This is a genomic window from Mediterranea massiliensis, assembly GCF_900128475.1.
GTDB classification, from domain to species: domain Bacteria; phylum Bacteroidota; class Bacteroidia; order Bacteroidales; family Bacteroidaceae; genus Bacteroides; species Bacteroides massiliensis_E.
In genome coordinates this window covers 128,430-152,556 of the sequence record NZ_LT635835.1, presented here as the reverse complement: position 1 = coordinate 152,556, position 24,127 = coordinate 128,430, and the positions used below count along the sequence as shown (strand labels likewise).

The 24,127-nt window shown below is 54.3% G+C and carries 20 protein-coding genes; all 20 read left to right on the top strand.

The genetic code is table 11. From position 1 onward, the window contains the following. The first annotated feature begins 2 nt into the window (after nucleotides 1–2). Nucleotides 3–1,043, top strand: coding sequence for a head maturation protease, ClpP-related (locus BQ7483_RS02975; RefSeq protein WP_022199168.1), 1,041 nt, complete (start codon nucleotides 3–5; stop codon nucleotides 1,041–1,043). Nucleotides 1,044–1,050: 7 nt separating this feature from the next. Then, nucleotides 1,051–2,250, top strand: a complete 1,200-nt coding sequence (locus BQ7483_RS02970) for a BACON domain-containing protein (protein WP_007562509.1) — start codon at nucleotides 1,051–1,053, stop codon at nucleotides 2,248–2,250. Between the two features lie 6 nt (nucleotides 2,251–2,256). Continuing rightward, on the top strand, nucleotides 2,257–2,721 hold the full coding sequence (locus tag BQ7483_RS02965; protein WP_007562507.1) for an N-acetylmuramoyl-L-alanine amidase: 465 nt from the start codon (nucleotides 2,257–2,259) through the stop codon (nucleotides 2,719–2,721). 15 nt (nucleotides 2,722–2,736) lie between these two features. Then, nucleotides 2,737–3,126, top strand: coding sequence for a hypothetical protein (locus BQ7483_RS02960; protein WP_007562505.1), 390 nt, complete (start codon nucleotides 2,737–2,739; stop codon nucleotides 3,124–3,126). Between the two features lie 28 nt (nucleotides 3,127–3,154). Next, entirely contained in the window at nucleotides 3,155–3,634 is a 480-nt protein-coding gene (locus BQ7483_RS02955) for a hypothetical protein (protein ID WP_007562503.1), read from the top strand. Then, nucleotides 3,600–3,926: a hypothetical protein gene (locus tag BQ7483_RS02950; RefSeq protein WP_224205180.1), complete on the top strand. Its 327-nt coding sequence runs from the start codon at nucleotides 3,600–3,602 to the stop codon at nucleotides 3,924–3,926. Before BQ7483_RS02955 ends, BQ7483_RS02950 begins: the two co-directional genes overlap by 35 nt. Continuing rightward, nucleotides 3,923–4,498, top strand: a complete 576-nt coding sequence (locus tag BQ7483_RS02945) for a hypothetical protein (protein ID WP_005798256.1) — start codon at nucleotides 3,923–3,925, stop codon at nucleotides 4,496–4,498. The genes BQ7483_RS02950 and BQ7483_RS02945 overlap by 4 nt, the downstream gene beginning before the upstream one ends. 3 nt (nucleotides 4,499–4,501) lie before the next feature. Further along, nucleotides 4,502–4,990, top strand: coding sequence for a hypothetical protein (locus tag BQ7483_RS02940; protein WP_072543473.1), 489 nt, complete (start codon nucleotides 4,502–4,504; stop codon nucleotides 4,988–4,990). 38 nt (nucleotides 4,991–5,028) lie between these two features. Further along, complete coding sequence (locus BQ7483_RS02935; RefSeq protein WP_007562496.1) at nucleotides 5,029–5,235, top strand: hypothetical protein; 207 nt, start codon at nucleotides 5,029–5,031, stop codon at nucleotides 5,233–5,235. After that, nucleotides 5,232–8,879: a phage tail family protein gene (locus BQ7483_RS02930; protein WP_072544771.1), complete on the top strand. Its 3,648-nt coding sequence runs from the start codon at nucleotides 5,232–5,234 to the stop codon at nucleotides 8,877–8,879. The genes BQ7483_RS02935 and BQ7483_RS02930 overlap by 4 nt, the downstream gene beginning before the upstream one ends. A 1-nt stretch (nucleotide 8,880) precedes the next feature. Continuing rightward, on the top strand, nucleotides 8,881–9,345 hold the full coding sequence (locus tag BQ7483_RS02925; RefSeq protein WP_005798248.1) for a hypothetical protein: 465 nt from the start codon (nucleotides 8,881–8,883) through the stop codon (nucleotides 9,343–9,345). A 21-nt stretch (nucleotides 9,346–9,366) separates the two neighbouring features. Next, the gene (locus BQ7483_RS02920; RefSeq protein WP_072544770.1) at nucleotides 9,367–13,347 is read left to right on the top strand and encodes a hypothetical protein; all 3,981 of its coding nucleotides are present in this window, start codon (nucleotides 9,367–9,369) and stop codon (nucleotides 13,345–13,347) included. Nucleotides 13,348–13,360: 13 nt separating this feature from the next. Further along, entirely contained in the window at nucleotides 13,361–13,648 is a 288-nt protein-coding gene (locus BQ7483_RS02915; RefSeq protein ID WP_005798244.1) for a hypothetical protein, read from the top strand. Further along, nucleotides 13,645–14,364: a hypothetical protein gene (locus tag BQ7483_RS02910; protein WP_007571287.1), complete on the top strand. Its 720-nt coding sequence runs from the start codon at nucleotides 13,645–13,647 to the stop codon at nucleotides 14,362–14,364. Before BQ7483_RS02915 ends, BQ7483_RS02910 begins: the two co-directional genes overlap by 4 nt. 2 nt (nucleotides 14,365–14,366) lie before the next feature. Beyond that, the gene (locus tag BQ7483_RS02905; RefSeq protein WP_007562482.1) at nucleotides 14,367–14,555 is read left to right on the top strand and encodes a hypothetical protein; all 189 of its coding nucleotides are present in this window, start codon (nucleotides 14,367–14,369) and stop codon (nucleotides 14,553–14,555) included. Between the two features lie 25 nt (nucleotides 14,556–14,580). Next, a complete protein-coding gene (locus tag BQ7483_RS02900; protein ID WP_072544769.1) occupies nucleotides 14,581–21,132 on the top strand; it encodes a hypothetical protein in 6,552 nt (2,183 codons plus the stop codon). Nucleotides 21,133–21,261: 129 nt separating this feature from the next. After that, complete coding sequence (locus BQ7483_RS02895) at nucleotides 21,262–21,495, top strand: hypothetical protein (protein ID WP_007562474.1); 234 nt, start codon at nucleotides 21,262–21,264, stop codon at nucleotides 21,493–21,495. Between the two features lie 375 nt (nucleotides 21,496–21,870). Beyond that, the gene (locus tag BQ7483_RS02890) at nucleotides 21,871–23,172 is read left to right on the top strand and encodes a reverse transcriptase domain-containing protein (protein WP_007562471.1); all 1,302 of its coding nucleotides are present in this window, start codon (nucleotides 21,871–21,873) and stop codon (nucleotides 23,170–23,172) included. Then, entirely contained in the window at nucleotides 23,169–23,654 is a 486-nt protein-coding gene (locus tag BQ7483_RS02885; RefSeq protein WP_007562469.1) for a DUF4376 domain-containing protein, read from the top strand. The genes BQ7483_RS02890 and BQ7483_RS02885 overlap by 4 nt, the downstream gene beginning before the upstream one ends. Nucleotides 23,655–23,839: 185 nt before the next feature. Beyond that, nucleotides 23,840–24,082, top strand: a complete 243-nt coding sequence (locus BQ7483_RS02880) for a hypothetical protein (RefSeq protein ID WP_007562467.1) — start codon at nucleotides 23,840–23,842, stop codon at nucleotides 24,080–24,082. Nucleotides 24,083–24,127: the final 45 nt, after the last annotated feature.

Here is a 24,127-nt window from a genome sequence, read left to right as displayed (position 1 = left end):
CGATGAGCAGATTTTTCAATATTACAACGAGTGACGACGGCACCAGTACGATATTCCTGTACGGGGACATCGGAGACTATACGGAGGTGCAAAGCGGGCGCATAGCCCAGGAACTGATGGAAGCCGAACGCGTGAGCCGACGCATCCATGTGCGTATCAACAGCAACGGCGGGGAAGTGTACAGCGGCATTGCGATATTCAACGCCCTGCGCCATAGCCAGGCCGACATCCGCATTTATGTGGATGGCATAGCCGCCAGCATGGCCAGTGTGATAGCCCTTTGCGGCAAGCCCGTAGAAATGAGCAAATATGCCCGTCTGATGCTGCACAGTGTGAGCGGCGGGTGTTACGGCAACAAGCAGGACCTGCAGCGTTGCATGGAAGAGATAGAAAGCCTGGAAGGCAGCTTGAGTGAAATCTATGCCGAGCGGCTGGGCATGAGCAAGGAAGAAGTGAAACAGACCTATTTTGACGGCGAGGACCATTGGCTGACCGCCAAGGAAGCCCTGGACCTTGGTTTCATAGACGACATCTATGATGCAGACCCCGTGCCGGCAGACAGTACACCGGCGCAGATATATACTTTATTCAATAACCGGCTCGTTGAGCCACAAAAAAACAGAGAAGACATGAATCTGGAAGACGTAAAGAAACGCCCGCGCTTCAAGGACTGCGCGAGTGATGCGGATGTGTTCCGCCTGATGGACCAACTGGAGGAAGAGGCAGGCAAGGTACCTATCCTTACGAAAGAGAACACCGACCTGAAGGCCAAGGTGAAGACCTACGAAGACAAGGCTGAAGCCGAAGACCTTGCCGCCCGCAAGCAGCTGCTTGACGCAGCCGAGCAGGACGGTCGCATTGATGCGACTACCCGCCCCATCTACGAAAACCTTTTGGCCAATGACCGCGAGAACGGCGAAAAGGCCCTGGCCCAACTGCCGGTAAAGCGCCGTGTGATGGAAGACCTGCATCTGGAACCGAATGGTGAAGAAAGCCCCTGGAACAGGCGTATGCGAGAAATTAAGGACAAACGTAAAAAGTGATTGAACTATGGCAATAATTGTAAGAAACACGAATTACAGCGGCGAGGTACTGGAACAGTTGCTGACGCTTGCCGCTACGAGCAATGAGATTGTGGAAAAGGGGCTGATCATGGTGATTCCCGGTGTGGAGAAGAAAATCAGCCTGCCGCGCCTGAAGACCGGCAAGATGCTCCAGAAGCGCAAGGAGAACCCCGGCGTGGAGGATTCGAAGGGCAACTTCAACTACGACGAAAAGAGTCTTGACCCGGTGGACTTCATGGCCTTTACGGTGTTTAACCCCCGCACGTTCGAGAACATCTGGCGCAAATGGCAGCCGAAGGGCAACCTGGTATTCTCGGAACTTCCGCCCGAAGCGCAGAACGCCCTGCTTGCCGAGTTGGCCAAGCGGGTACAGTTTGAACTGGGTGACCACTATGTGAACGGTGAATATGGGGATGATGACGACCACTTGTTTAACGGCATCCTGACCCAGATGGCCAAGGATACTGAGGTGATTGTGGTGGACAGCGCAGAATCGACCATGCTGGGCAGACTGAAAGCCATGCGTGCGAAGATTCCCGTGGCCATCCGCAACAACCCGGACCTCCGCATTCTGATGAGCGTGAACGACTTTGACAAGTATGATGACGAGCTGACCCAGCGCGAGTCCAAGAACACGAGCGAAACCGATGTGAATGCCCGTCGCTACAAGGGCATTACCATTGAGACGCTTGCGGCCTGGCCCGATGATCTGATTGTGTGCACCCTCTGTTCGCCCGATGCCGGCGGCAACCTGTTTGCGGCTGTGAACCTGCAGGACGATGAAGACGTGATTCAGATTGACAAGATCTCGAACGCGAGCGAACTGTACTTCTTCAAGATGCTGATGAAGGCTGACACGAACATTGCCTTCGGTGAAGAAGTGGTGGTGCTGGACAAGCGAAGCAACCCCGTGTTCAAGGCGAGCGAGAAGAAGATTTCAGTTGACCCTGCCAGTGTGACCCTTGAGGCAACCGGTGGCAGTGAAGAAGTGACCGTGACCGCCAGCGGAGAATATGAGATAGGCAGTGCCCCTGCCGGCTTCAAGGTGGAAGCGACGGATAAAGGCGTGAAGATTTCGGCCGGTGCAAACAGTGGCAGTCAGAAAACCGGTACACTGACCCTTACGCTCAATGCCGACCGCAGCAAGACGGCCAAGATTACCATTACCCAAAACCAGAAAGGATAAGATGGTATGGCAAAATTGAAGTATCTGGTAATTCACTGTACGGCAACCCCGGAGGGGCGTGAGGTATCATCGGCGGACATCCGGAAGTGGCACACTTCGCCCGTAAGCCAGGGTGGCAGAGGTTGGAAACAGGTGGGCTACACCGACCTGTTCCACCTGCAGGGCGGTGTGGAACGCTTGGTGAACAACAACGAGGATGCGCAGGTGGATCCCTGGGAAGTGACCAACGGAGCCAAGGGGTACAACAGCGTGAGCCGCCACATTGTGTATGCCGGCGGTGTGGCCAAGGACGGCAAGACCCCGAAGGACACCCGCACCGGCTGCCAGAAAAAGGCACTGGAGAAGTATGTGAAGGACTTCCATCGCAGATTCCCGGATGTGCGCATTGTGGGACACAACGAGCTGGCGGCCAAAGCCTGCCCCAGTTTCGATGTACAGAAATGGCTGAAAGAAATAGGTATTAACCAATAATAAAAGAAGCAATCAATGAAACGAATTATGCTGTTTATGATGCTGATGCTGGGAACAGTATCGGCTGTGATGGCCCAAGGGGCCGATGTTCCGGCAACGGACTATGACGCAATGATTGGCACCTTTGCCGGTTTCGTCGGCGGTGTGGTGGTGCTTACTGAAGGGTTGAAAGGTTTGTTCCCCAACATGAAAGGCTGGGTGACGCAGCTGGTGAGCTGGTGTGTGGGCTTGGTGTGCGCGATGCTACTGTGGTGGCTTGATGCCGGATTTGTGAGTGATGTGAGCTGGGACATTGCCTTGCTCTATGGTTTTGGTGCCTCACTTGTAGCCAATGGGGTAGCCGACACGGGACTGGTGCAATGGGTTATCGGACTATTCCGAAAGAAACGCGAGGAAGCAGAATAAAAGGTTGACTGACTAAAAAACGGGTGGTATGGACTTTAGCGAGATCATGAACATTATTCTTAGCGGCGGCCTTGTGGGCACTGCAGCAGCCATCGGTTCCCTGCGTGCTACGGTGAGGAAAGCGAAAGCGGAAGCGATGAAAGCCGAAGCCGACGCAGAGGGTGTGCGTGTGGATAACGCAGAACATGCCACTCGCGTTTTGGTGAGCAATATTGTGGTACCCTTAAAAGAAGAACTGAATGCAACAAGAAAAGACCTGCAGGCCAACAAGCGCGAAATGGCGCGACTGCGCAAGGCCATTGACACTGCCAACAGTTGCCGCCATCATGATGACTGTCCTGTGCTTGGCGGGCTGCGCAAGCAGCAGGAAGAGCACGACGGTGGAGAAGATACAGACGGAATCGGCAAGCACCGACAGCGCGAGCGGAAGCCGACGGGCGGGACTGGTGATGGCGGGTATACCGGCGAGTTCGGTGAAGCTGTCTATACCTGCGGACAGCCTCCGTAAACTTCCTGAAGGTGCCGTGTACCGTGGCAAGAGCGGACAGGCGAATCTGACCGTAGGCAGCGACGACAGCGGGAACATCGTGGCCGAAGCCTCGTGTGACAGTCTGCAGCAGCTGGTGCTATGGTATGAAGAAGAGCTGGCGCGCATCCGTAGCGAAACCAAGAGCGAAATTTCAAATGACGTTCAAACGGTAGAAAAACGCCCTCCGAACCGGATGCGGACGTTTATCACAGGTGTATTGGCCGGCTTATTGGCCGGTGTGTTATTAACCATCAAACTTTATAAACGATGAACAAGAATTTCATGTACGGCATAGGAGCCGTAAAGTATAAGGATTTCACAATCGGGTATATTGAAAAGAACTCGTTTGACCTGGGCGGCAAGAAACCCGAGGCCGCGAAGATCGAGGCCGAACAGGTGCAGGGTGCCCCGGTGCTGGTCATCCCACAGAGTAACGGCGGCATCGCCCCGACGTTCAATGTGATCCAGATGAACTATTCGAACCTGCACAAACTGCTTGGCGGCAGCCTGCATTATAAGAAAGAAGACTCGGAAAAGAAAACTCCGATCGGCTGGACAGCCCCGTCGGAGGTGCTTGTCATGCAGGGACCATGGGAACTCTCCCTCGTGTCCGGACAGAGCGTACTGATTCCCAACGCCACGCTGCTTTCCAATCCTGCAGGCAAGCTGACCCTTACAGAAACCTCCAAGATAGAGGTTACGCTCGAAGTGGCGATGCCGGAGGACGGTTCGCAGCCTTACGGCGTGTTCGATACGGAAGCAATACCGGACGAGTGGGGGCAGTACAAGCTGCCGCCGGCGGAAGCCGCGGCTGCAGCATCGCTCCAAAGTGAGGAGGGCTAACGTATGGCTGACCGGCTGGAACAACTGATAGAGATGGAGTGTGCGGACGCGCTGCTTGACAGCGGCGTGTCCGTACCTCTTAAAAGGTGGAAGCTTCCGTGGCTGAAACGCCCGGTGGAGGTGCGTGTGACGATGAAGCGTCCGAGGCTGCGGGGTCAGATTCTGCTGGCGCGGGAATACCTGAAGACGGGTGTCAAACCCGATTGGCAACCGAAGGACAAGACCGAGGAACTGGCCTTTGTGGCGGAGCATGGTAAGGCTGTGAGCCGCCTGCTGGCCTATACGGTATGCCGGGGATACGTGTCGCGGCACGTGGGCATCGGGGTGACAGCGTGGGTACTGCGGAACTTTGTGGAGTGGCGTTATCTGACGGCCATGTTCCGAACATTCGAGCGTCTGATGGGCACGAAGGATTTTATGCGTATTATCAGCTCGACAGCGCGGGCGAACCCGATAACTCCGAGACTGAGCCAGGCAAGGAAGGGGAGTTAAGAACCCGGTATGAAGGTTCCCATAGCCCTTTCGGCTTCGTGTGGCAGATTGCATCGGCGACCGGCTGGAGCGTGGATTACATCCTTGATGGGGTGAATTACCAGACGCTGATCATGATGCTGAGCGACGCGCCGCGGTATGTGCGGAAAAAGCAAGGCGGCGGAAACGGTGCTCCCAGACCGGAACACAGCGCCGAGGATGAAGCGAACGATATAGTAGGATTTTTTCAAAGCAAACTGGAATGAGCAAACCTGTAGAAGTTGAATTTTTGATGAAGGACAAACTCACGCCCGGCATGAACAAGGCCGAACGTGAGGCGCTGGAACTGCGTAATACCGTCAGGCTGCTGGAGGCTGAACTGGAAAGGCTGCGCCTTGCCGGGGAGACGGCTGCCCCCAATCTGGACCAGAGTGCCAATATCGCGCAGATCCATGCACTGGAGAAGCAGCTTGAGGAATTGCGCGGCAAACTGAAACTGCTGCAGGAGGAATCGGAATCCGTGCAGGTCACCCCTGCAGACATGCCCAATGCACAGCGCCAGTTCAACGGGCTTCACAACAGCATCCAGCAGATGGCCCGTGAAATGCCTTCTTTGGCCATGGGACCGCAGATGTTCTTTCTGGCCATATCCAACAACCTGCCGATTTTTACGGACGAACTGGCCCGTGCCCGCAAGGAATACGATGAGCTGCAGAAGTCAGGCAAGAAAGGCACACCGGTATGGAAACAGGTCCTGTCCTCGCTCTTTTCCTGGCAGACGGCCATGACCACCGGCATCATGCTGCTGGTAATGTACGGTGATGAAATCTGGGATTGGACGAAAAACCTGTTCAGTGCCAAAAAAGGCGTGGATGAATTCAACGTATCAGTCAAGGAAATGACCGAGATAGAGAAGGACGGCCGTGCCCAGATGGTGCGTACCCGCTTCGAACTGAAATCGGTCATCGATGAAATAAAGAACTTCACCGGCAGCAAGGAACAGGAAAAGGCGAAGGTAGAGGAACTGAACCGCAAGTACGGGGAATCTTTCGGGTATTATAAAACACTTTCCGAATGGTATGATACCCTTATCCAAAAGAGCGAGGACTATGTACAGGTCCTGCTGCACCAGGCCAATGTCCAGAACCTTGTAAAAAAAGCTGCAGAAGCCGATGAAGAGGTGAATAAAATCAAGGCGCAGAAACCGGAAGAGGCGGAAAGCGCCATGGGTTTTTTCGGGAAATGGGGACAATATATCATGCAGTCAAGCATGGCAGAATCCGGGCAGTTCTATGATGCACAGGCTGCCATTAAGAAACATGATCAGGAAGCTTATGACATACTGTTGAAAAATGCCGAAAACAAACGCGACGGTTATCTGAAAAAAGCGGAGGAAGAGGTAAAGAAAGCGGCAGAAGCAGCCAAAAAAGGAAATATCGGCGGACATACCGACCCCGAACAGTCCGGGAAGAATCCGGAAGCGGAAGCCAAGCAACGGCTTGCCACAGAGCGCAGGCTGGCGCAGGATCTTGCCGCCCTGCAGGCCGAGAACCGGAAGGAAGAGATAGACCGTATGCAAGCCGGTACCGAAAAGAAACTGGCACAAATCGAATATGACTATAACGCCCGGAAAGAAGAAATAAACCGGCAGGAAGCCGACTGGAAGCGTGAGAACAAGGAAGCCGGTCTTTCCACCGGAGATAACGGACTTACCCGGGAGCAACAGGATGAACTTGAAAAAGCCCGTGCCTCAAACACCGAGTCAAGGAAAAAAGCGGAGGCGGACGTGTACAGGGAAGAGGCGGAAGCCATGCGTGACTATCTGAAGGAATACGGGACCTTCCAGCAGCAGAAACTGGCCATCGCTGAAGAATATGCCGAGAAAATCCGCAAGGCACAGTCCCAGGGAGAAAGGCTGACTTTGGAGAAGCAGCGTGATGCGGCTGTGCACAAAGTGGACATGGCAGCCCTTACCCAGAAGATAGACTGGGGAGCAGCGTTCGGGGATTTGACCGGTCTGCTTGCAGACCAGATGAAGAACCTGCTTGGCGAGCTTAAACAGTATGTCAAGACGGATGAGTTCAAAAAAACGGGAGCCGCAGACCAGCAGGTCGTTTACGATGCCATCGAACGGATTCAAAGCATGCTCCCCGGTGGCAACGGGACATTGGATTTTGCCCGGCTGCAAACGCAGATGCACGCTTTGGGGGATGCCGTAACACGCGTGCAAAATGCGGAACTGCAGCAGGAAGCGGCATTCATTCGGTTAAAAGCAGCGCAGACCGATTACAACAAGGCTCTTGAAAGCGGTAACCAGGCAGAAATAGAACGTACTAAAATCGCTCTTCAAACGGCCCAATCGTCCAGCATTTCAGCTGACGAAGAATACCTGAACGCCACCTCTGAAATGAAGGCGCTTGCCGGGGAGGTGAAAAGTGCCTCCCGGGACACGGTTGACGGGTTGAACATGGTATCCGACGGGTTGCACGGCTTTGCGAGCGGAACCTTGCAGGGATCATTTGAAGGAATCCAGAACATGCTTACCGGTCTTTCAAAACTGAATATCGGAGGCAAGGTCGGCGATGCCATCAGCCGGATGTCCGAAACCCTGTCAAGTGCCGGAGTCATCGGACAAATCATATCGGCCATTCTCTCCATACTGGATTTGCTGAAAGACGGTATTGGCCCGATTATCTCATCATTGATAGATACCATTTTCAATGCGATAACCGGAATACTCGACAATATCCTCAGCGGAGACCTGTTCAAACAGATAGGCGGTTCCCTTGTGAATGGTATCGGAGGACTGCTGAACACGGTGTCTTTCGGAGGTTTCAACAAACTGTTCGGCATCGGCGGGAACGCCAGGGAAGTGCAGGCGGCTATAGACCGTCTTACGGACCGGAACGAGAAACTGCAGACTTCCATCGAAGACCTGACCGATACCATTAAGGCAAGCAAGGGGACAAAATCGGTGGAAGCTTACCGGGATGCTTATAAATACCAGAAAGAAACGAATGCAAACTATCTGCAGATAGCAAAGGAACAGGCACGCTACAGCGGAAGTCACCACAGCTGGAACTACTACTGGGGCGGTTTCAACCAGGCACAGATAGACAAACTGAGCGGACAGATCGGCCGCCAGTGGGACGGGAACCTGTGGAGCCTGAGCCCGGAGGAAATGAAGGCACTGCGCAGCAACGTGGATATGTGGACGCAAATCCAGAATACCGGTAAGGGAGGCTATGGCGGGCGACTGACCGAGAAACTGGATGACTACATAGACCAGGCCGGCAAGCTGGAGGAACTGACCGACCAGCTGTATGAAGGGCTGACGGGCATTTCGTTCGACGGTATGTACAGCAGCTTCATCGACAACCTGATGAACATGAAGTACGGTGCCAAGGATGCGGCGGAGGATATATCCGAGTACTTCATGCGGGCGATGCTGAGCAACAAGATCGGTGAGATGTACAGCGACAAACTGAAAGGCTGGTGGGAGAAGTTCGGCAAGGCCATGGAGGACAACGAACTGACCGAGGCGGAACGGAACGCGCTGATGGAAGAGTACATGCAGTATATGGATGAAGCCCTTGCCCTGCGTGACAACCTGGCGGCAGCCACCGGTTATGACAAGACGCAGCAGGGCGGTACGAGCCAAAGTGCGAAAGCGGGCGGCTTTACGGCCATGACGCAGGACCAGGGCACGAAGCTGGAGGGCATGTTCACCGGCGGGCTGCAGCACTGGAGCAGCATGGACGTCCGGCTGGAAAGCGTGGTGGAGAAGATGGACACGGCTGAAGGGCATCTGGCCCGGATAGCCGAGAACACCGGTGTGAGCGCCGGACACCTGGGCGAACTGAAGGAAGTGATAAAGAAAATGATACGTGACGGACTAAAAGTGAAGTGATATGGGCAATATACTGAGCGGACTGGTGCTGGTGAACGGCACGGACATCTGGACGGAATACGGCGTGTTCCTGGTGGAAGACCGACGCGGGGGCATGGAGAACCTGACGGCCATCCTGACCCCGAGCAAGGCCAAGAAGGATACGGCTGTGGACATACGGGAAGAGCACGGGGAAAAATACAGCCCCGTGCTGACCCCACGGAATGAAGCGCGTGACGTGACGCTGCATTTTGCGCTTTACAACAAGACCCAGGCAGGCTGGATGAAGCAGTACTTTGCCTTTGTGAATTTCCTGAAGCAAGGGAAGGACGGCTGGCTGGAGATCCGTTTCCCCCAGCTGGATCTGCAGCTGCGGGTGAAGTATGCCGACTGTACGAAGTTCACCCCGCTGACCTATCTGTGGACGGAAGGTGTGCATGCCGGAAAGTTCCGGGTAAAGTTCCGGGAACCGAAACCGATTATATAACCATTCAAACGCTATTAGAATATGCTTCTAACGATATATGATAAAGCCGGAACCAAGCGTGCGGATGTGGCCGTGAACGACAGCTCGACGCAAAGCAAGGAAGTGCAGGGAGACAATGTGCTTTCCCTGTCGTTCAGCTATTATGCCTTCCTGCCCCTGGACGTGAACGACTACACGGACTATCTGGGCGAACGGTACTGGCTGACAGAACGCTACACGCCGAAGCAGGTGAGCGATGGTGAATGGGAGTATAACCTGAAGCTGTACGGTATCGAGAGCCTGATCAAGCGGTTCCTGGTGCTGGAGACGACGGACGGGGACACCAACCCCCTGTTTACCCTGACGGCCACGCCCCGCGAGCATGTGGCGATGGTGGTGAAGGCTATCAATAACGGCATGGGCCACATTACTGACTGGAAGACGGGTACGGTGGAAGGTACGGAGCTGATCACGATAGACTACGAGGGGATGTACTGCGACGAAGCGCTGAAAGCCATCGCGGAAAAGGCAGGCGGCAAGGTGGAATGGTGGGTTGAGGGGCAGACTGTGAACGTGTGCCGCTGCGAACACGGGGAAGAAATCACCCTTGGCTATGGCAAGGGGCTGACCTCCCTGGAAAGAGATACGAGCAACACGGCCAAATTCTATACGCGCCTGTTCCCGGTAGGCTCGACCCGCAACATCGATGCGGAGAAATACGGCAGCCCGCGTCTGATGCTTCCCGGCGGCAGGAAGTACATCGAGCAGGGCGTGGAGGAATATGGCATCTATGACCATTACGAGCAGGATGCTTTCAGCGGCATCTTCCCCCGTCGGGTCGGTACGGTGAGCTCGGTTCGCAGCGAGGAGGTGGCAGACGATGAAGGAAACAAATTCACCGTCTATTATTTCCGGGACGGGGAACTGGACTTTGACCCCAACCTGTACGAGCTGGCGGGTGAGACAAAACGTGTGTCGTTCCAGACAGGCGACCTGGCCAGACTCGGGGAGAGTGACGACCACTATTTTGAGGTGAACTACGACAGCGCGGCACGTGAATTCGAACTGATCACCATCTGGCCCTACGATGACGACACCCAGCTGCCGGGCGGCAAGCTGGTGCCCCGAGCAGGCGACACCTATATCCTGTGGAATATCCGGATGCCGGATGAGTATTACCGGCTGGCCGAAGAGGAGTTTGCGGTTGCGGTGGACGAGTACAACCGGGACCACTGGCTGGACATTGCCGCCTACAAAGCCCCGACAGACCCGGTATACATCGAGGAGCACGGCATAGACCTGTTTGTGGGCAGACGGGTGAAGCTGGAGAGCCGGAAGTATTTCCCGGAAAAAGGCTACCGTCAGAGCCGTATCACCAAGATCAGCCGCAAGGTGAACGAACCCGGGCAGATGGACATCGAGATAAGCGATGCGCTGCAGGTGGGCAAGTTCGACAAGGTGACGGACAGCATCGGTGCGCTGAAAAGCTATACGAAATCAAAGACGGAAGGCGCTGCCCTTCCGGACATCATACGAAGCTGGGACAAGACGCTGCCCACGGACAACAACCTGTTTTCCGCCCGGCGCAGCCAGAAAGAGTTCCTGAGCAAGAACCAGCCGGACACAGCCAAAGAGTCCATCCGCTTCCTGAAGGGTGTGAGCTTTGGCGAGGCTGCTGGCGGCAAGCCCTGCGGCATCGTGGATGGTGAGGGCAATGCCGAATACTTGACTGCCGTGATCCGCGAACTGCTGCGCAGCACGGAGTTTGTGGACGGGCTGACCGGTGAGGGCTGGCAGCTGTGGATTGACCAGCTGACCGGACTGACAAACCTGACGGTGGACAAAGTGACTGCCCGGCAAAGCCTGGTGGCGCTGGAACTGCTGATCGAGAAGGTGCGCAGCGTGTGCGGCCAGCTGGTGGTGTCCGCTGCCAACGGCAAGATCAAGGACGTGGTGAAGCAGGGCGACAACTACCGCATCGTGTTTGAGCAGGAATCGGGCTTTGTGGCCCATGACCTGATGCGCTGTGCGGTTACGGGTGGTAAGAAACTAAAAGCATACTGGGTGGAGGTGGCTTCGGTGATAGCCGGCGGTGTGCTGGTCCCGGTAAGCGAGTTTGGCGGGGTGAAGCCGGAGGCAGGCGATGAGTGCGTGCTGATGGGCAACACCGAAAACCCGCTCCGGCAGAACCTTATATCCATTGCGGCCACGGAGGACGGGCAGCCCCGTATCGACATTCTGGACGGTGTGAAGGCCAAGAACTTCAACGGCTGCCTTCGTTGCCGGCTGGGTAAGCTGGACGGCATCAGGAGCAGCGCTTTCCCGGCAGACAAACAGCCGAAAGGAAACGGCCTGTATGCCGACAACGTGTGGCTGAAGGGTACGTTCGTGTTGATGACGGGCGAGGACATCCTGACGCGGTTTGAGATAACCGAGGGGAAAATCCATTCAGCCGTGGAAAGCTTGCGCAAGGAAATACGCGAAGAACAGAGTTATCTGGACAACAGCAGTTTTGCCGACGGCATGGACAAATGGAAGACGGGCAGCAAGGCTACGCTGTTCACCCTGGGCGGACGCTGGATCTGGGCGAACGGCGGTCCTTACGGTACGAAGCCGGACGGCCATGCCGAGATACGGACCGAAGGCAAGGTGCCTTATGCCTATATCCGGAACAGCTATATCATGCAGAAACTGGAGGACTTCCGGCTGGTACCGGAGTACCGGCAGACGAACAGCCAGGGCGAACGGGTGCCCGGCGTGGTGTATCTGTCGTTCAGCTACCGGGTTATCAAGGCCGGAAGGTTGAAAATAGAATTTGTGAACGCTGATAAGACCGGGTTTGAGAACTTCAACATGTTCGGCCATGAAGAGGACCTGCCCGTTGGCGGTGAGAAGATGTTCACGTTGGACGGACTTTGGAACGGCACTGGCGACTTCAAGCTGTCGTTTACGGGCGTGATTTACATTTCGCTGCTGGTGTTCAGCACCAACAAGGCGGACGCACTGGCCTATAAGTACCGTACACTGTTCGAACAGAGCGACCGGCTGGTAAAGATTTCAGCGGCGGTCTTCGACAAGGACGGTAATGCGCTGAAAGAGACCGGGCTTGTCATAAAGCCTGAAGGTTCCGGTCTGTATGCGCAGGACAATACAGGAAAGATTGCCCTTATCGGGGTGAGCGTGGAGGAAGAGGACGAGTACGGAAATACCGTGAGCAAAATCAAGCTGACAGCCGACCATATACAGCTGGAGGGACTGGTAACGGCCAACGGCAACTTCAAGATACTGGAAGACGGCAGCATTGAAACGACCAACGGTAAGTTTACCGGAGAGATAGACAGCAGCAAAGGGAAAATCGGCGGCTTTGAGATAGGGAACGGCCGTATCGGTTCTGTGGCCGACTCTCACGGGAGCGGTGGCGGTCTTGCCATTTATGATGATTTTTTCCGTGTCGGCGGCAGCAAAGGATATGTGATGTTCGGTGATGATGTGATACCGTCTTCTGCAGGAGGAGCTTTTACCGCTGTCGGTCGTATCGTGAACTCAGCCCCCAATATATACGGGAATTACGGCTTCGACCAAGCGAACTATGGATTGTTTATAGATGTTACCGGCGGTACGAAGAACTACGGTATCAGCAGCAATGCGGCATTACTTGCCCCGGCGTTTATCAATACGAAAGCCAAGCTGCTTACCTTCGGAAGTGGAAACTACACGGTGGATTTCTCACAACACAATATCATTTTGATGTATTACAATGAACCCAACTACAGTAAGGCAGAGGTTACGCTGCCGTCGGAAAGTTCTGTGGCATACAAGTTCGGCATGAGTTACTTGCCTACCGATTTTGCAGCCATTGTCACGTTCAGGGTCAGACCCGGTTCAAAGAATATCATACTAAAAGGTATCTATAACCACAATGAAGATTTGCAAAACTACGAGATGGCATCCGGGGACTCCGTAACGGTACTTATTACAAAAGCGGACGGATTCCGTTACCAGATATTGAATCATTCATCCTAAAAAACAGATATATATGAAAAAGTTAGATTTCAGGAATTTCAGCGTTCCCACCGGAATAACCCGTCAGACGAGGGAGGTTTTCGATGCACGTGAGCAGATAGCCGATTTGCTGTATACGCGTGTCAGTGGCATCAAGGCCCATCGGCTTGCGTTCAAGATTTTCGAGAGTACCGGCGAGACCGAGTTCAGCGATGAGGAAACCGGGATGATACACATGGCGGTGGAACGCTATTGTCTTCCCAATGTGATAGATGCCCTGAACGAAATCCTGGGCGGGTCAGAAACCGATAAAAACGAATGAGTATGGCAGAAATGACACAAGAAGAACTGGTTCAGGAAGTGCTGGACCGTGTACTCCAGAGTTCTACCGGCGTGGAGGACTTGGAGACCGTCACCTCGCTGAGCGGTGTGAAATCACTGCCCGGGGAGAAGGACGGCAAGATGGTGAACGTCCCCCTGGAACTGATAGGGAAGCCTGCGAGCGATGCCGCCGCCCGTGCCGAGGCTGCCGCCAAGAAAGCGGAAGGAGCCGTAGCCGGACTGGAGGAAAAGACCCAGGCCGCCACGGAAGCGGCCACCAAGGCCAACGAAGCGGCAGCCAAGGCAGAAAACGCCGCTGCCAAGGTGGAACAGACTACGGCAGCAGCCATCGGCGGGGCTACCGCACGCTTTTCCTCATGGATGGAAACAGGCAACGTTTTACCTGACAAGAGTACCAAACCGGGCGGCAGCGTAGTGTATGTAGCGGATGCCGGGAAGTTCGCCTACCACATGGACTCCACCCTGTACGGGGACTGGGATGTGGCGGGTGTGCCTCCTGCCGGCATATTCATGAATGCGGACCGGACAGCCATCCTGCCGGACAAGCTCTACCTGCTGGGTGATGCCGTATATACCGGAACAGGCGGCAGCCTGAGACTGCTGGCCTACCGGCATGAGGTGATGAGCGGGGAAGCTTACGAGGCGCTGCAGGACAAGGATGCGAATACGCTGTATCTGATTTATGAGGAGGATTGACGATGATAACCATAGGCGGTAAGGAAATAACGGCTGCGTATGTGGGGAAACGTGCCCTGTCGGCTGTCTATGCCGGGGCAAGACTGGTGTGGTCTGCGATAAGCAGCTGTTTCGGACTTGGATACTGGAAAGGCGACGAGCCGTGGAACGGATCGGACGCATGGAACGGTAGCAGTAAAACTGATAAATGAATGATTATTATAAAAGGACAGTATTATGGCAAAAAGGAAAATAAGCGGAATCATCAACGCGACCGAGCATCCGATGAATCTTGAAACACCATGGAATCAGAAACAGCCGGACGGCACCTATCATGCCTATGCAGGCGATGACATCGAAGCGTTCCTGAAGAAGGAACTGTCAAACCGTACCCCTACCGAGGAACTGGTGAGCGGCGAGACGAAACCTCCTACATCCGGAACGGTGTTCGATGCGATGGTGGGTACGGTGACGGACGTGGATGTGCAGGACAGCGAGGACGGCACCCAGTACGTGATGACCGTCAAGCAGAAGGACAACCAGGGCGGCGAGAGCTCGAAGGAAGTGCGCTTTTCCAAGTACACGGACGATGACAAGGTGGTGGTGAACATCGACCTGACGGACAGCGGCGGTGCGGGACTTCCCGCCTCGCAGTATCTGGCACTGGGCAGCGGCTTTGTGGTGAAATACTCCGTAGGTGTGGGCACTGCCGGTGGCGGTACGGTGGACGGCTACAGCGACCTGAAAGCCCGTGTAATCGTGAAACGCGGTTCGACCGTCATCAGTGAGTTCCGGGATGCGGAGTTTGTGGGCGTTACAGCCGGACAGAGCTATACCTTTGACGCTTCGCCCTATCTGAAGGATGCCACTGCCTATACCGTACAGGTGGAAGCGCAGGCAACTTACCAGGACGGCACGCTGATGAAGACGGCCACGGCCATGGTGACCATGGTGGCCATGGAGCTGGAGACCACCTACTCGGCGGGCAACGGGCTGGCCGACGGGGGATATAAAAATGACGTGAACATCCCCTTTACTGCCAAGGGCACGAGCGGTGAGAAGAACATCTACTACCGCGTGAACGGCGGACAGGCCTTTACCCTCGGTCTTTCGGCCGGCAGCGGTGTGCAGCAGAAGAACGTGACCATCCCCCTGACACAGATGCAGGAGGGTACGAACGTGGTGGAAGCCTACGCGCAGCATGAGAACTCCGGTGTGGTGAGCCGGGTGCATTACATTACGCTGCTGAAGGCAGGCGGAGGTGTGACAGCGTATGCCGGCCTGATGTTCAGCCACCGGGCAGCGGGGTTCCAGCGTGACTGGAAACACCCGGTGCTGGAGGCAGAGCAGTTCACGGCATGGAACTTCACGTATGCCGGCTATGACCGCGATGCGTACACGGCCCGTGTGAAAGTGACCGACCGGGGCAGCGTGGTGAAGGAAGACCTGCTGCAACGCGGTGAGACCGGCAGCTACGGACGGACGAACGTGAACGTGGAACCGTTGGACTACCGTGTGTCATGCGGCGATGCCGTGCTTGAGGTGCAGGTGAACACCACATCGCACCCGGACATTGAAGCCACGCTGGCACCGGATGCCGTGTGTACGTTTGACGCCTTCGGGCGAAGCAACACGGAAAACAACCCGGCAAGCTGGGTGAGCGGTGACAAGCGTATGGAGTTCCGGGACGTGCTGTGGAGCGTGAACGAATATGGTGCCGGTAGCGGCTGGCACAAGGACCGCCTGCTGCTGGCCGGTGGTGCAGGTATGACCCTGACCGCTGACGGCGGTTACCGCCCCTTCAACGAGGCGGACAAGCCCGAGGGATTTGCCATCCGTGACGTGGGCATGACGCTGGAGATAGAATACAGCACGGCCAACGTGACGGATACGGATGCCGAGCTGATCACCTGCCTGGGGCAGCTGGACAACGGCAACCGGTACGGGCTGATTGTGACTCCGGAAGAGGCCAAGTTCCTGACCGGTGTGGTGACCGAGGCGATGGATGCCGGACAGATGCTGCGCTATGAAGACTCGGTGGGTACCAAGTTCCAGCCGGGTACGAATATCCGCATTACCTACGTGTTCTATCCGAACGTGCAGACCAACGAACAGCGCACGCTGATCGGTTTCTATGTGAACGGTGAAGAGTCGGCTGCTTCCAAGTGGCTCGACAAGGTGAATTTTGACATTCAGAGCCAGTTGGAATTTAAGTCGGCGGGTGCCGACCTGAACGTGAAGAGCGTGCGTATCTATAACAAGGCGCTGACCTCGGACGAGGTGCTGAACAACTACATCGTGGACCGCAACCACCTGGAGGATGCCGACGGGGAACCGGGCGTGCGCTCACTGGATGAGGACAACCGCGTGCTGAATGAAGGAGATACGGTGAGCATGGAGAAGCTGATGGGGCTGATGAAGAAGCGCCGGAACTCGATCCTGGTACTGATAGGCACGGGCAGCGTGGGCAGTGAGGTTCCGAGCGACAGCGACACGCTGAACGTGGTGGATGCACTGGCCCAGCTGAACGACAAGAAGGCCAACAAACTGGTAAGGGAGGTCCGTTTCTATAACGGAGAGGACAGGACGCTTGACTTTATCCTTACCAACGTATATGTCCGTATTCAGGGTACTTCTTCCGTGAACTATGCCAGAAAGAACTTCCGTTTCTACTTCCAGAAGACGGCAAGCGGCTGGACGGTTACATTGAGCTACGGGGAGATTGACGGAAACGGCAGGCAGAAGAATCCGGTGGTAACTACCGGCAAAAAAAATCTCTTCAAGTTACGCAGGAACTCGGTAGGCGCGAAGCTGGCATGTTCCAAATGCGACTTCTCGGACTCGTCCATGACCACCAATACCGGAGGTGCGAAGCTTATCAATGACGGACTGAAAGAGATGGGGCTGCTTACGCCTGCCCAGCGTTACGCCAAAGACCATGGGCTGAAGGACGATTACCGTTCGGCCATCGACGGCCTGCCGTGCGACCTGTTCGTAGCGAAGAGTGCCGACGAAGACCTGACCTATTACGGCCAGTACAACATGAACAACGAGAAGAGCGACAGCTACCCCATCTTCGGGCAGGATGAGACCATCGGCGGCGAGAAATGGGGCGAGGGCGACACGCTGAACTACCTGGAAGCCGACGAGGAAGGACACAAGCAGTACCTGCCCGTCTGCTTCGAGACGCTGAACAACTCCAATCCGCTGTGCCTGTTCCACTGGTTGCCGAGTACCGAACCGGAGCATAAGGATTTCATGGACTACAACTTTGACGGAGGACTGGAATTTAATCATCCGAAAGATACCTTCTGGTCGGACGGAGGCGGTGACGCGGAGGAAGAACCGAACCTGAAAGACCACCTCGGTACCGGTGACAAGTACGACAAGATGTACAAGGCCACCGACCGCATGATGAGTTTCGTCTACCGGTGCGTAAAGGAAACGCCTGCGGGCAGGAACATGGTTTACAGCACGGAATCCCATTCGTTCGAGGGGGTGGACTATGAGGACGACGGCGACAAGTTCCCTACCGCCAAGTGGCAGAGCGATACGTTCAGGAAAGAGGCATCGAAGTATTTCGACCTTCCCCACCTGATTGCCTACTATCTGTACGTGCAGTTCAACCTCGGCGTGGACCAGCTTGCGAAGAACATGCTTATCCGCACATGGGACGGTGTGAAATGGTCGATTGACTATTATGACGGCGACTGCCAGCTCGGTTCTGACAACAAGTCGTTCCTGACCGGGAAGTATGACGACAACCGCCAGACGAAGCGCGACGGGGCTTATGTGATGCAGGGTCATAACTCGTGGCTGTGGAACCTCATCGTGGCCAATTGCTGGGACATGATTGTGGAGATTATGGTGAGCGGATGGAACGGGGGCGCAAGCTTCATGAGTGCTTTCAGTATCCAGAAAGCCATTGACCATTTCGATACCGAACAGATGAAGAAGTGGTGCTCGCGCCTCTATAACAAGTCCGGCATCTTCAAATACATCTATCCGTTCCTGAACGAAATGCCGGTGGGTGCGGACGGAGCCAAACAGACCTATCCGCAAATCTACGGTCTGAAGGGTTCGTTGAAAGCACACCGAAACTACTTCATCCAACGCCGGTATGACCTGAAGCAGGTGGAGTACGGCTATGTATCCACGCTGGGTGCCCAGTTCTACCAGAGTACGGCATCGCTGGACAAGGCCTACACGCTGAAACCGATGCAGTACCGTCTGACCATTCCGTACCGTGTGCAGCTTTCCACCAGCAACGGCGTGCAGGCCGACAGCGGCGTGGTGGATGCGGACGTGCTCCACTCGTTGCAGCTGACCCGTGCCTTCGGTGAAAATGACCCGTTGAAGATCATCGGTGCGGCGAAAGTCAAGGAACTGGTTTGGCATGAGGATGCGTTCGCAATCGGCTTCAACTTCGGTCTGCTGACCTCACTGGTAAAACTCGACATGAGCGTGGAGAAAGCCAGCGGTTACCGGAACGGCTCGTTCATGGCTTCGACGAACGGCATGCTGCTTCTGGAAGAAGTGAACATGCGGAACAACCGGCTGGCCCGGAACGGGGACAACGGCAATGTGGCTACTTTGGACTTGAGCTGGCAGGGCCGCCTGAAGAAACTGGACGTGAGGGGTACGGGGCTGACCCGTGTGAAACTGGCCACCGGTGCGCCCGTTGTGCAGTTATGCCTGCCGGACACGATTGAGGAACTGTTCCTGGAATATCTGACCAAGCTGTCCGACAGTGGCCTGATACTGGAAGGCATCAATAATGTGCGGGGCTACCGCTACACCAACTGCCCCGGCATCGACGGGTTCGCTATGCTGGAACGCCTTCACCAGGCCAGACTGAACGGCAGCGGCAAGCTGGAACGCTTCGTGCTGGAGATAGACCGGGAAGACGACGGAACCCTGCTGAAGAAGTATTACGACTACGGAACGTATACGCAGACGGGTGCCGTGGATGACCGGCATTCGGGACTGAGGGGCAAGCTGACCCTGACGAAGTATCTGGCTGATGAGGAACTGGAGAAGTATGCCGCCCGTTATCCGGAACTGACCATCAAGCAGCCGCCCTATACGATGATTGAGTTTGACGACAGTGTGGCCGACGATGCCAATGTTTCGAACCTGGACAACAAGACGGGGTACAAATTCGGCAATACGTACAAAATGAGCGGGCATGTGAATGCCATCCTGTCCAAGCGCCACCGCGTATTGGCCAAGGTGACCAGGATGCCCACGAGCCGGAAGGTGGAGATAGCCGGGCAGCAGGTGGAAGTGAACAACCCGGACGGGGAGATGACCTATTTCCCCCTGCATGACGAAAGCTCGAACTTCTATGCCGATGCGGAGGATATGAACGATTGCACGGTGGCGAAGCTGGACGGCAGCGAGGGAGACTGGATGATGTATGAGCCGTTTTACTGGAGCAAAGGCATCAACGATTATTTGAACAACAAGAAGTACGCCTGCTACAGCAGTTATCCGGAGGACGAAATGCCCCCGATTCCGGACGCGACGGTACTGACACTGGATGCCATCAAGGAGACACAGGGCGGCTGGCTGGGTGAACGCAAGATCATGAGCGGCAAGCCCACGCTGATGGAATCCTATACGACGGACAAGGCTTATTCCGTGTGCAAAGTGGACGTGTCGGGTTACAGACGTGTCCGCTTCCCGAGCGTTCCAGGAACAGGGCTTATCGGCAGTGTGTTTGCTGATGCGGAGGGAAACATCCTGAAGAGTATTGTGGTGCCGACCATCGGCTTGAAATTTGAAGCCGGCATGTATCTGATAGCAGACGTTCCGGAACGTGCTACAGCCCTGCATTTCTCCATTCTGAACACGGCAGAGTTTGACTGCGTGGTGCTGAGCAACAGCGACAAGATAGAGGACATGGAACCGGATTGGGTGGCCAATGAGGAACATCTGTGTGCCGTTGTGGGCAGTTCTGTAGTGGGCAGCAAGTTGCGTGCCTGCATAACCGGAGCTTCGACCACGGCAAGCATGACATGGACGGACTTCCACTATTACAGCCAGCAGCGTGGCATGCAGCAGATAGATGCCCTGATGCACAGCCGCATCGCGAACCTGAGCTATGCAAAGTACGGGCGTAGGGACATGCAGGAACAATGCGGTGCCGGTCAGCATAACAATAACCGGACAACGGGTGGAACGGCCGACCATGGAATGACAGACACCATCGGCTATGACGAAGCGTATGTCATCAACAACAAAATCACGAATTCGCTGATTGACGGCTTGGTGCATCAGTATGCCTGGTATAAGAGCCGGGACGAATACGGACAGGCGACCGTGGTGCAGGTGAACAATATCTGCTGCCTGGGCTACGAGGACATCTACGGCAACAAGTATGACATGATGGACGGCGTGGATCTGCCGAATGACAGCGGCAACCAGGGCAAATGGCGCATCTGGATGCCTGACGGCAGTATCCGTATGGTACAGGGCAAGAAGGACAGCGGTCAGTGGATTACAGGCGTGGCGCACGGCAAGTATATGGACATGGTTCCGGTAGGTAATTTGAACGGATCATCTTCCACCTACTATACCGACATGTACTGGATAAGCACCGCTACAGTCCGTGTGGTCTATCGCGGGTACAACAATGCGTATGCGAGTGGCGGCGTGTCGGATGCGTATGCGAGTAACGATGCATCGAGCTCGTACACGTATGTCGGCTCCCGTCTGGCCTTCCGCGGCAAAATCGTCCGGGCGCAAAGCGTGGCAGCGTACAAGGCGATACGCGAGGTGGCGTAAGCGCAAAGCGCCAAAGCGTGGAGCGAAGCGACTAAAACGAAAGAACGGGATTCGGATGGTTTCCGAATTCCATTTAAAAGGTATTCAAATACCGGCGAAGCCGGTCGAAAAAATAGAATTTTGAGGTATATGAAAAAGATTATCGCATTTTTAAAAATGAGTAACCGTTACAAGCATCTTATCGGTGGTTTGATGGTAGGTCTATTGGGATTTACTCCTTGGACGGCCTTTTATGCTGCGGCCATTGCAGCTTCCTGTCTGGAACTGAAAGATACTCTTCGGGGAAGTCCTTGGGACTGGATTGATTGGGGGCTCACCGTCGCGGGTGGCAGTATATCCGTTTTATTTTGGATGATAGTGTAATTCGTTTATCTGTTTTGCCTGTTAAATCAGTAACTTTGCAAGCGGTAGAGTTCCCCAATAGTCCGTGTGGTCTATCGCGGGTACAACAATGCGAATGCGAATGGCGGTGTGTCGAATGCGAATGCGAATAACGATGCTTCGAATACGAATGCGAATGTCGGCTCGCGTCTGGAAATCTAACAAATCGGCGTACAGCAGCGGGGACGTGTCCCCGAAGCGGTGCCGAGGGGAGCAAGCCACAGCAACAGCACCAGAAAAGGTGGAAAGCTGAAAAATCACGCGTCGGGTGGAGTTTGGTAGGCTGTTATCAGTTCGAAGAAGTCAGACCCGGGGAAAGGAAGGCCCTCATCTTCCATGTTTATTAACCAATAGCTTATGCGCAGGGAAGGATATATTATCGAGGAAATCATCGAATACTCCAATATGTCGGAGGCATTCGATTCGGTACTTCGCGGAACCGATCGTAAGAGGTCAAGGCAGGGACGATTCCTGCTTGCCCATAGGGAGAAGATTATCACCGAACTGACGGCTTCCATTGCGGACGGCTCATTCCGGCTGGGCGGCTACCATGAGAGGGAAATTGAAGAATACGGTAAAAAACGTATTTTGCAGATCCTGTCCATGAAAGACCGCATCGCTGTGTTTGCCATCATGAATGTGGTGGACCGCCACCTGCAAAAACGTTATATCCGGACAACTGGTGCAAGCATCAAAAGGCGCGGTACTCATGACCTGATGAACTGCATACGTACCGATTTGCAAAAAAATCCGGAAGGCACGCTTTACGCATACAAATTTGACATCCGGAGGTTTTATGACAATGCGCGGCAGGACTTTGTTATGTGGTGCTTCCGGAGGGTGTTCAAGGACAAAAGGCTGTTGGTCTTGTTGGAGCGGTTTGTTAAGCTGCTGCCGGAAGGTATCAGTTTCGGACTGCGCAGTTCACAAGGGGCAGGAAATCTGCTTCTGTCTGTATTTTTAGACCACTATCTGAAGGATAAGTACGGGGTTCGTTATTACTATCGCTATTGCGATGACGGACTGGTACTCGGTAAAACGAAAGCGGAATTGTGGAAGATTCGTGATGCTGTTCACGGGCAAATGGGAAAAATAGACTTGGAAATAAAGCCGAATGAACGGGTGTTCCCTGTGGAAGAAGGCATTGATTTCCTTGGCTATGTTATCCGTCCCGACTATGTAAGATTGCGGAAACGCATCAAACAGAAGTTTGCCCGGAAAATGCACGAGGTAAAATCGAGAAAAAGACGGCGGGAACTGATTGCCAGTTTCTACGGCATGACGAAGCACGCCGACTGTAATAAGTTGTTTAAAAAATTAACAGGCAAAGAAATGAGAAGTTTTAAAGACTTGAATGTCGCTTACAAGCCGGAAGACGGTAAAAAGCGATTCCCCGGAGTGGTGGTAAGCATCCGGGAACTGGTAAACTTACCCATTGTAGTGAAGGACTTTGAGACCGGTATCAAAACCGAGCAGGGAGAAGACCGCTGTATTGTGGCCATCGAAGTGAACGGCGAGGCAAAGAAGTTCTTCACCAACAGCGAGGAAATGAAGAATATTCTCGCACAAGTAAAGGAAATGCCGGATGGTTTCCCGTTTGAAACGACCATCAAGACAGAGACATTCGGCAAAGGTAGAACCAAATACGTGTTTACATGAGAAGAGTTGAAGGAAGTTCCGGGGTTTCGCTGATGGAATGCACGAACCCGGTTAAAGACAAATGGCGCATCCGATGGGATGTGCAGGAAAAAGAGAACGGCTCTGCCTCCTACATGGAAGAGGAGTTCGGGCATAAGCCTACTGATGAGGAAATCCACACATTGGTTATGTCCTGGTATAACAGCCAGACTGATGCGGCTATCCTATCCGGATTCGCCTATAATGGTGCCCATGTATGGCTTTCTGTGGAGAACCAGTACAACTATAAGGCAGCATACGATTTGGCCGTTCAGACGGGCGGAGAAACCCTGCCAGTGACGTTTAAGTTTGGTTCGGATGAACAACCGGAATACCATACTTTTACTCAGTTAGAAGAACTGAAAGATTTCTATACAAAAGCAGTAGGATTCATTCAGACAGTTCTGGCTGAAGGCTGGGAAAAAAAGGACAAGTTCAATTTGGAATTATATCGGATTGAGTGATTGACAATCCCTTCGGGGGAGGGATAAAAAAAGCCCCCGGCCTGTTAATATAGACGCCAATCATTTATTAACACAAAACGCCACGAGAGTGCGCGACCGGGGGCAATGCCCTCTGCCGCACTCTCGTGGCGTTTTTACGCATTAAATAAATGATTGGCATTGCAAAAGTACAAAAATGATTGGATATGACATTGTTTGAAGCACTTAAATTTAACAGAGAACCGCTTGAAATGCTTATAAGTTTGGGCGGCAAGCAGGATGACCTTCGATTCATAGACTTATATACGGAGTATGAGGTCATGAAAAAACAAGGTGAAAAGACCACTTATGCAGTGGCGTTTTTGGCAAATAAATATTCGGTAAGCGAACGTAAGGTGTATGATGTTATCAAACGGTTTGGAAAGCACTGCACGCTCGGTGCAGTGTGATTGATGTGCCGGGGATGCCTTGTGTTGTCCGGTAGAGCTACCTTT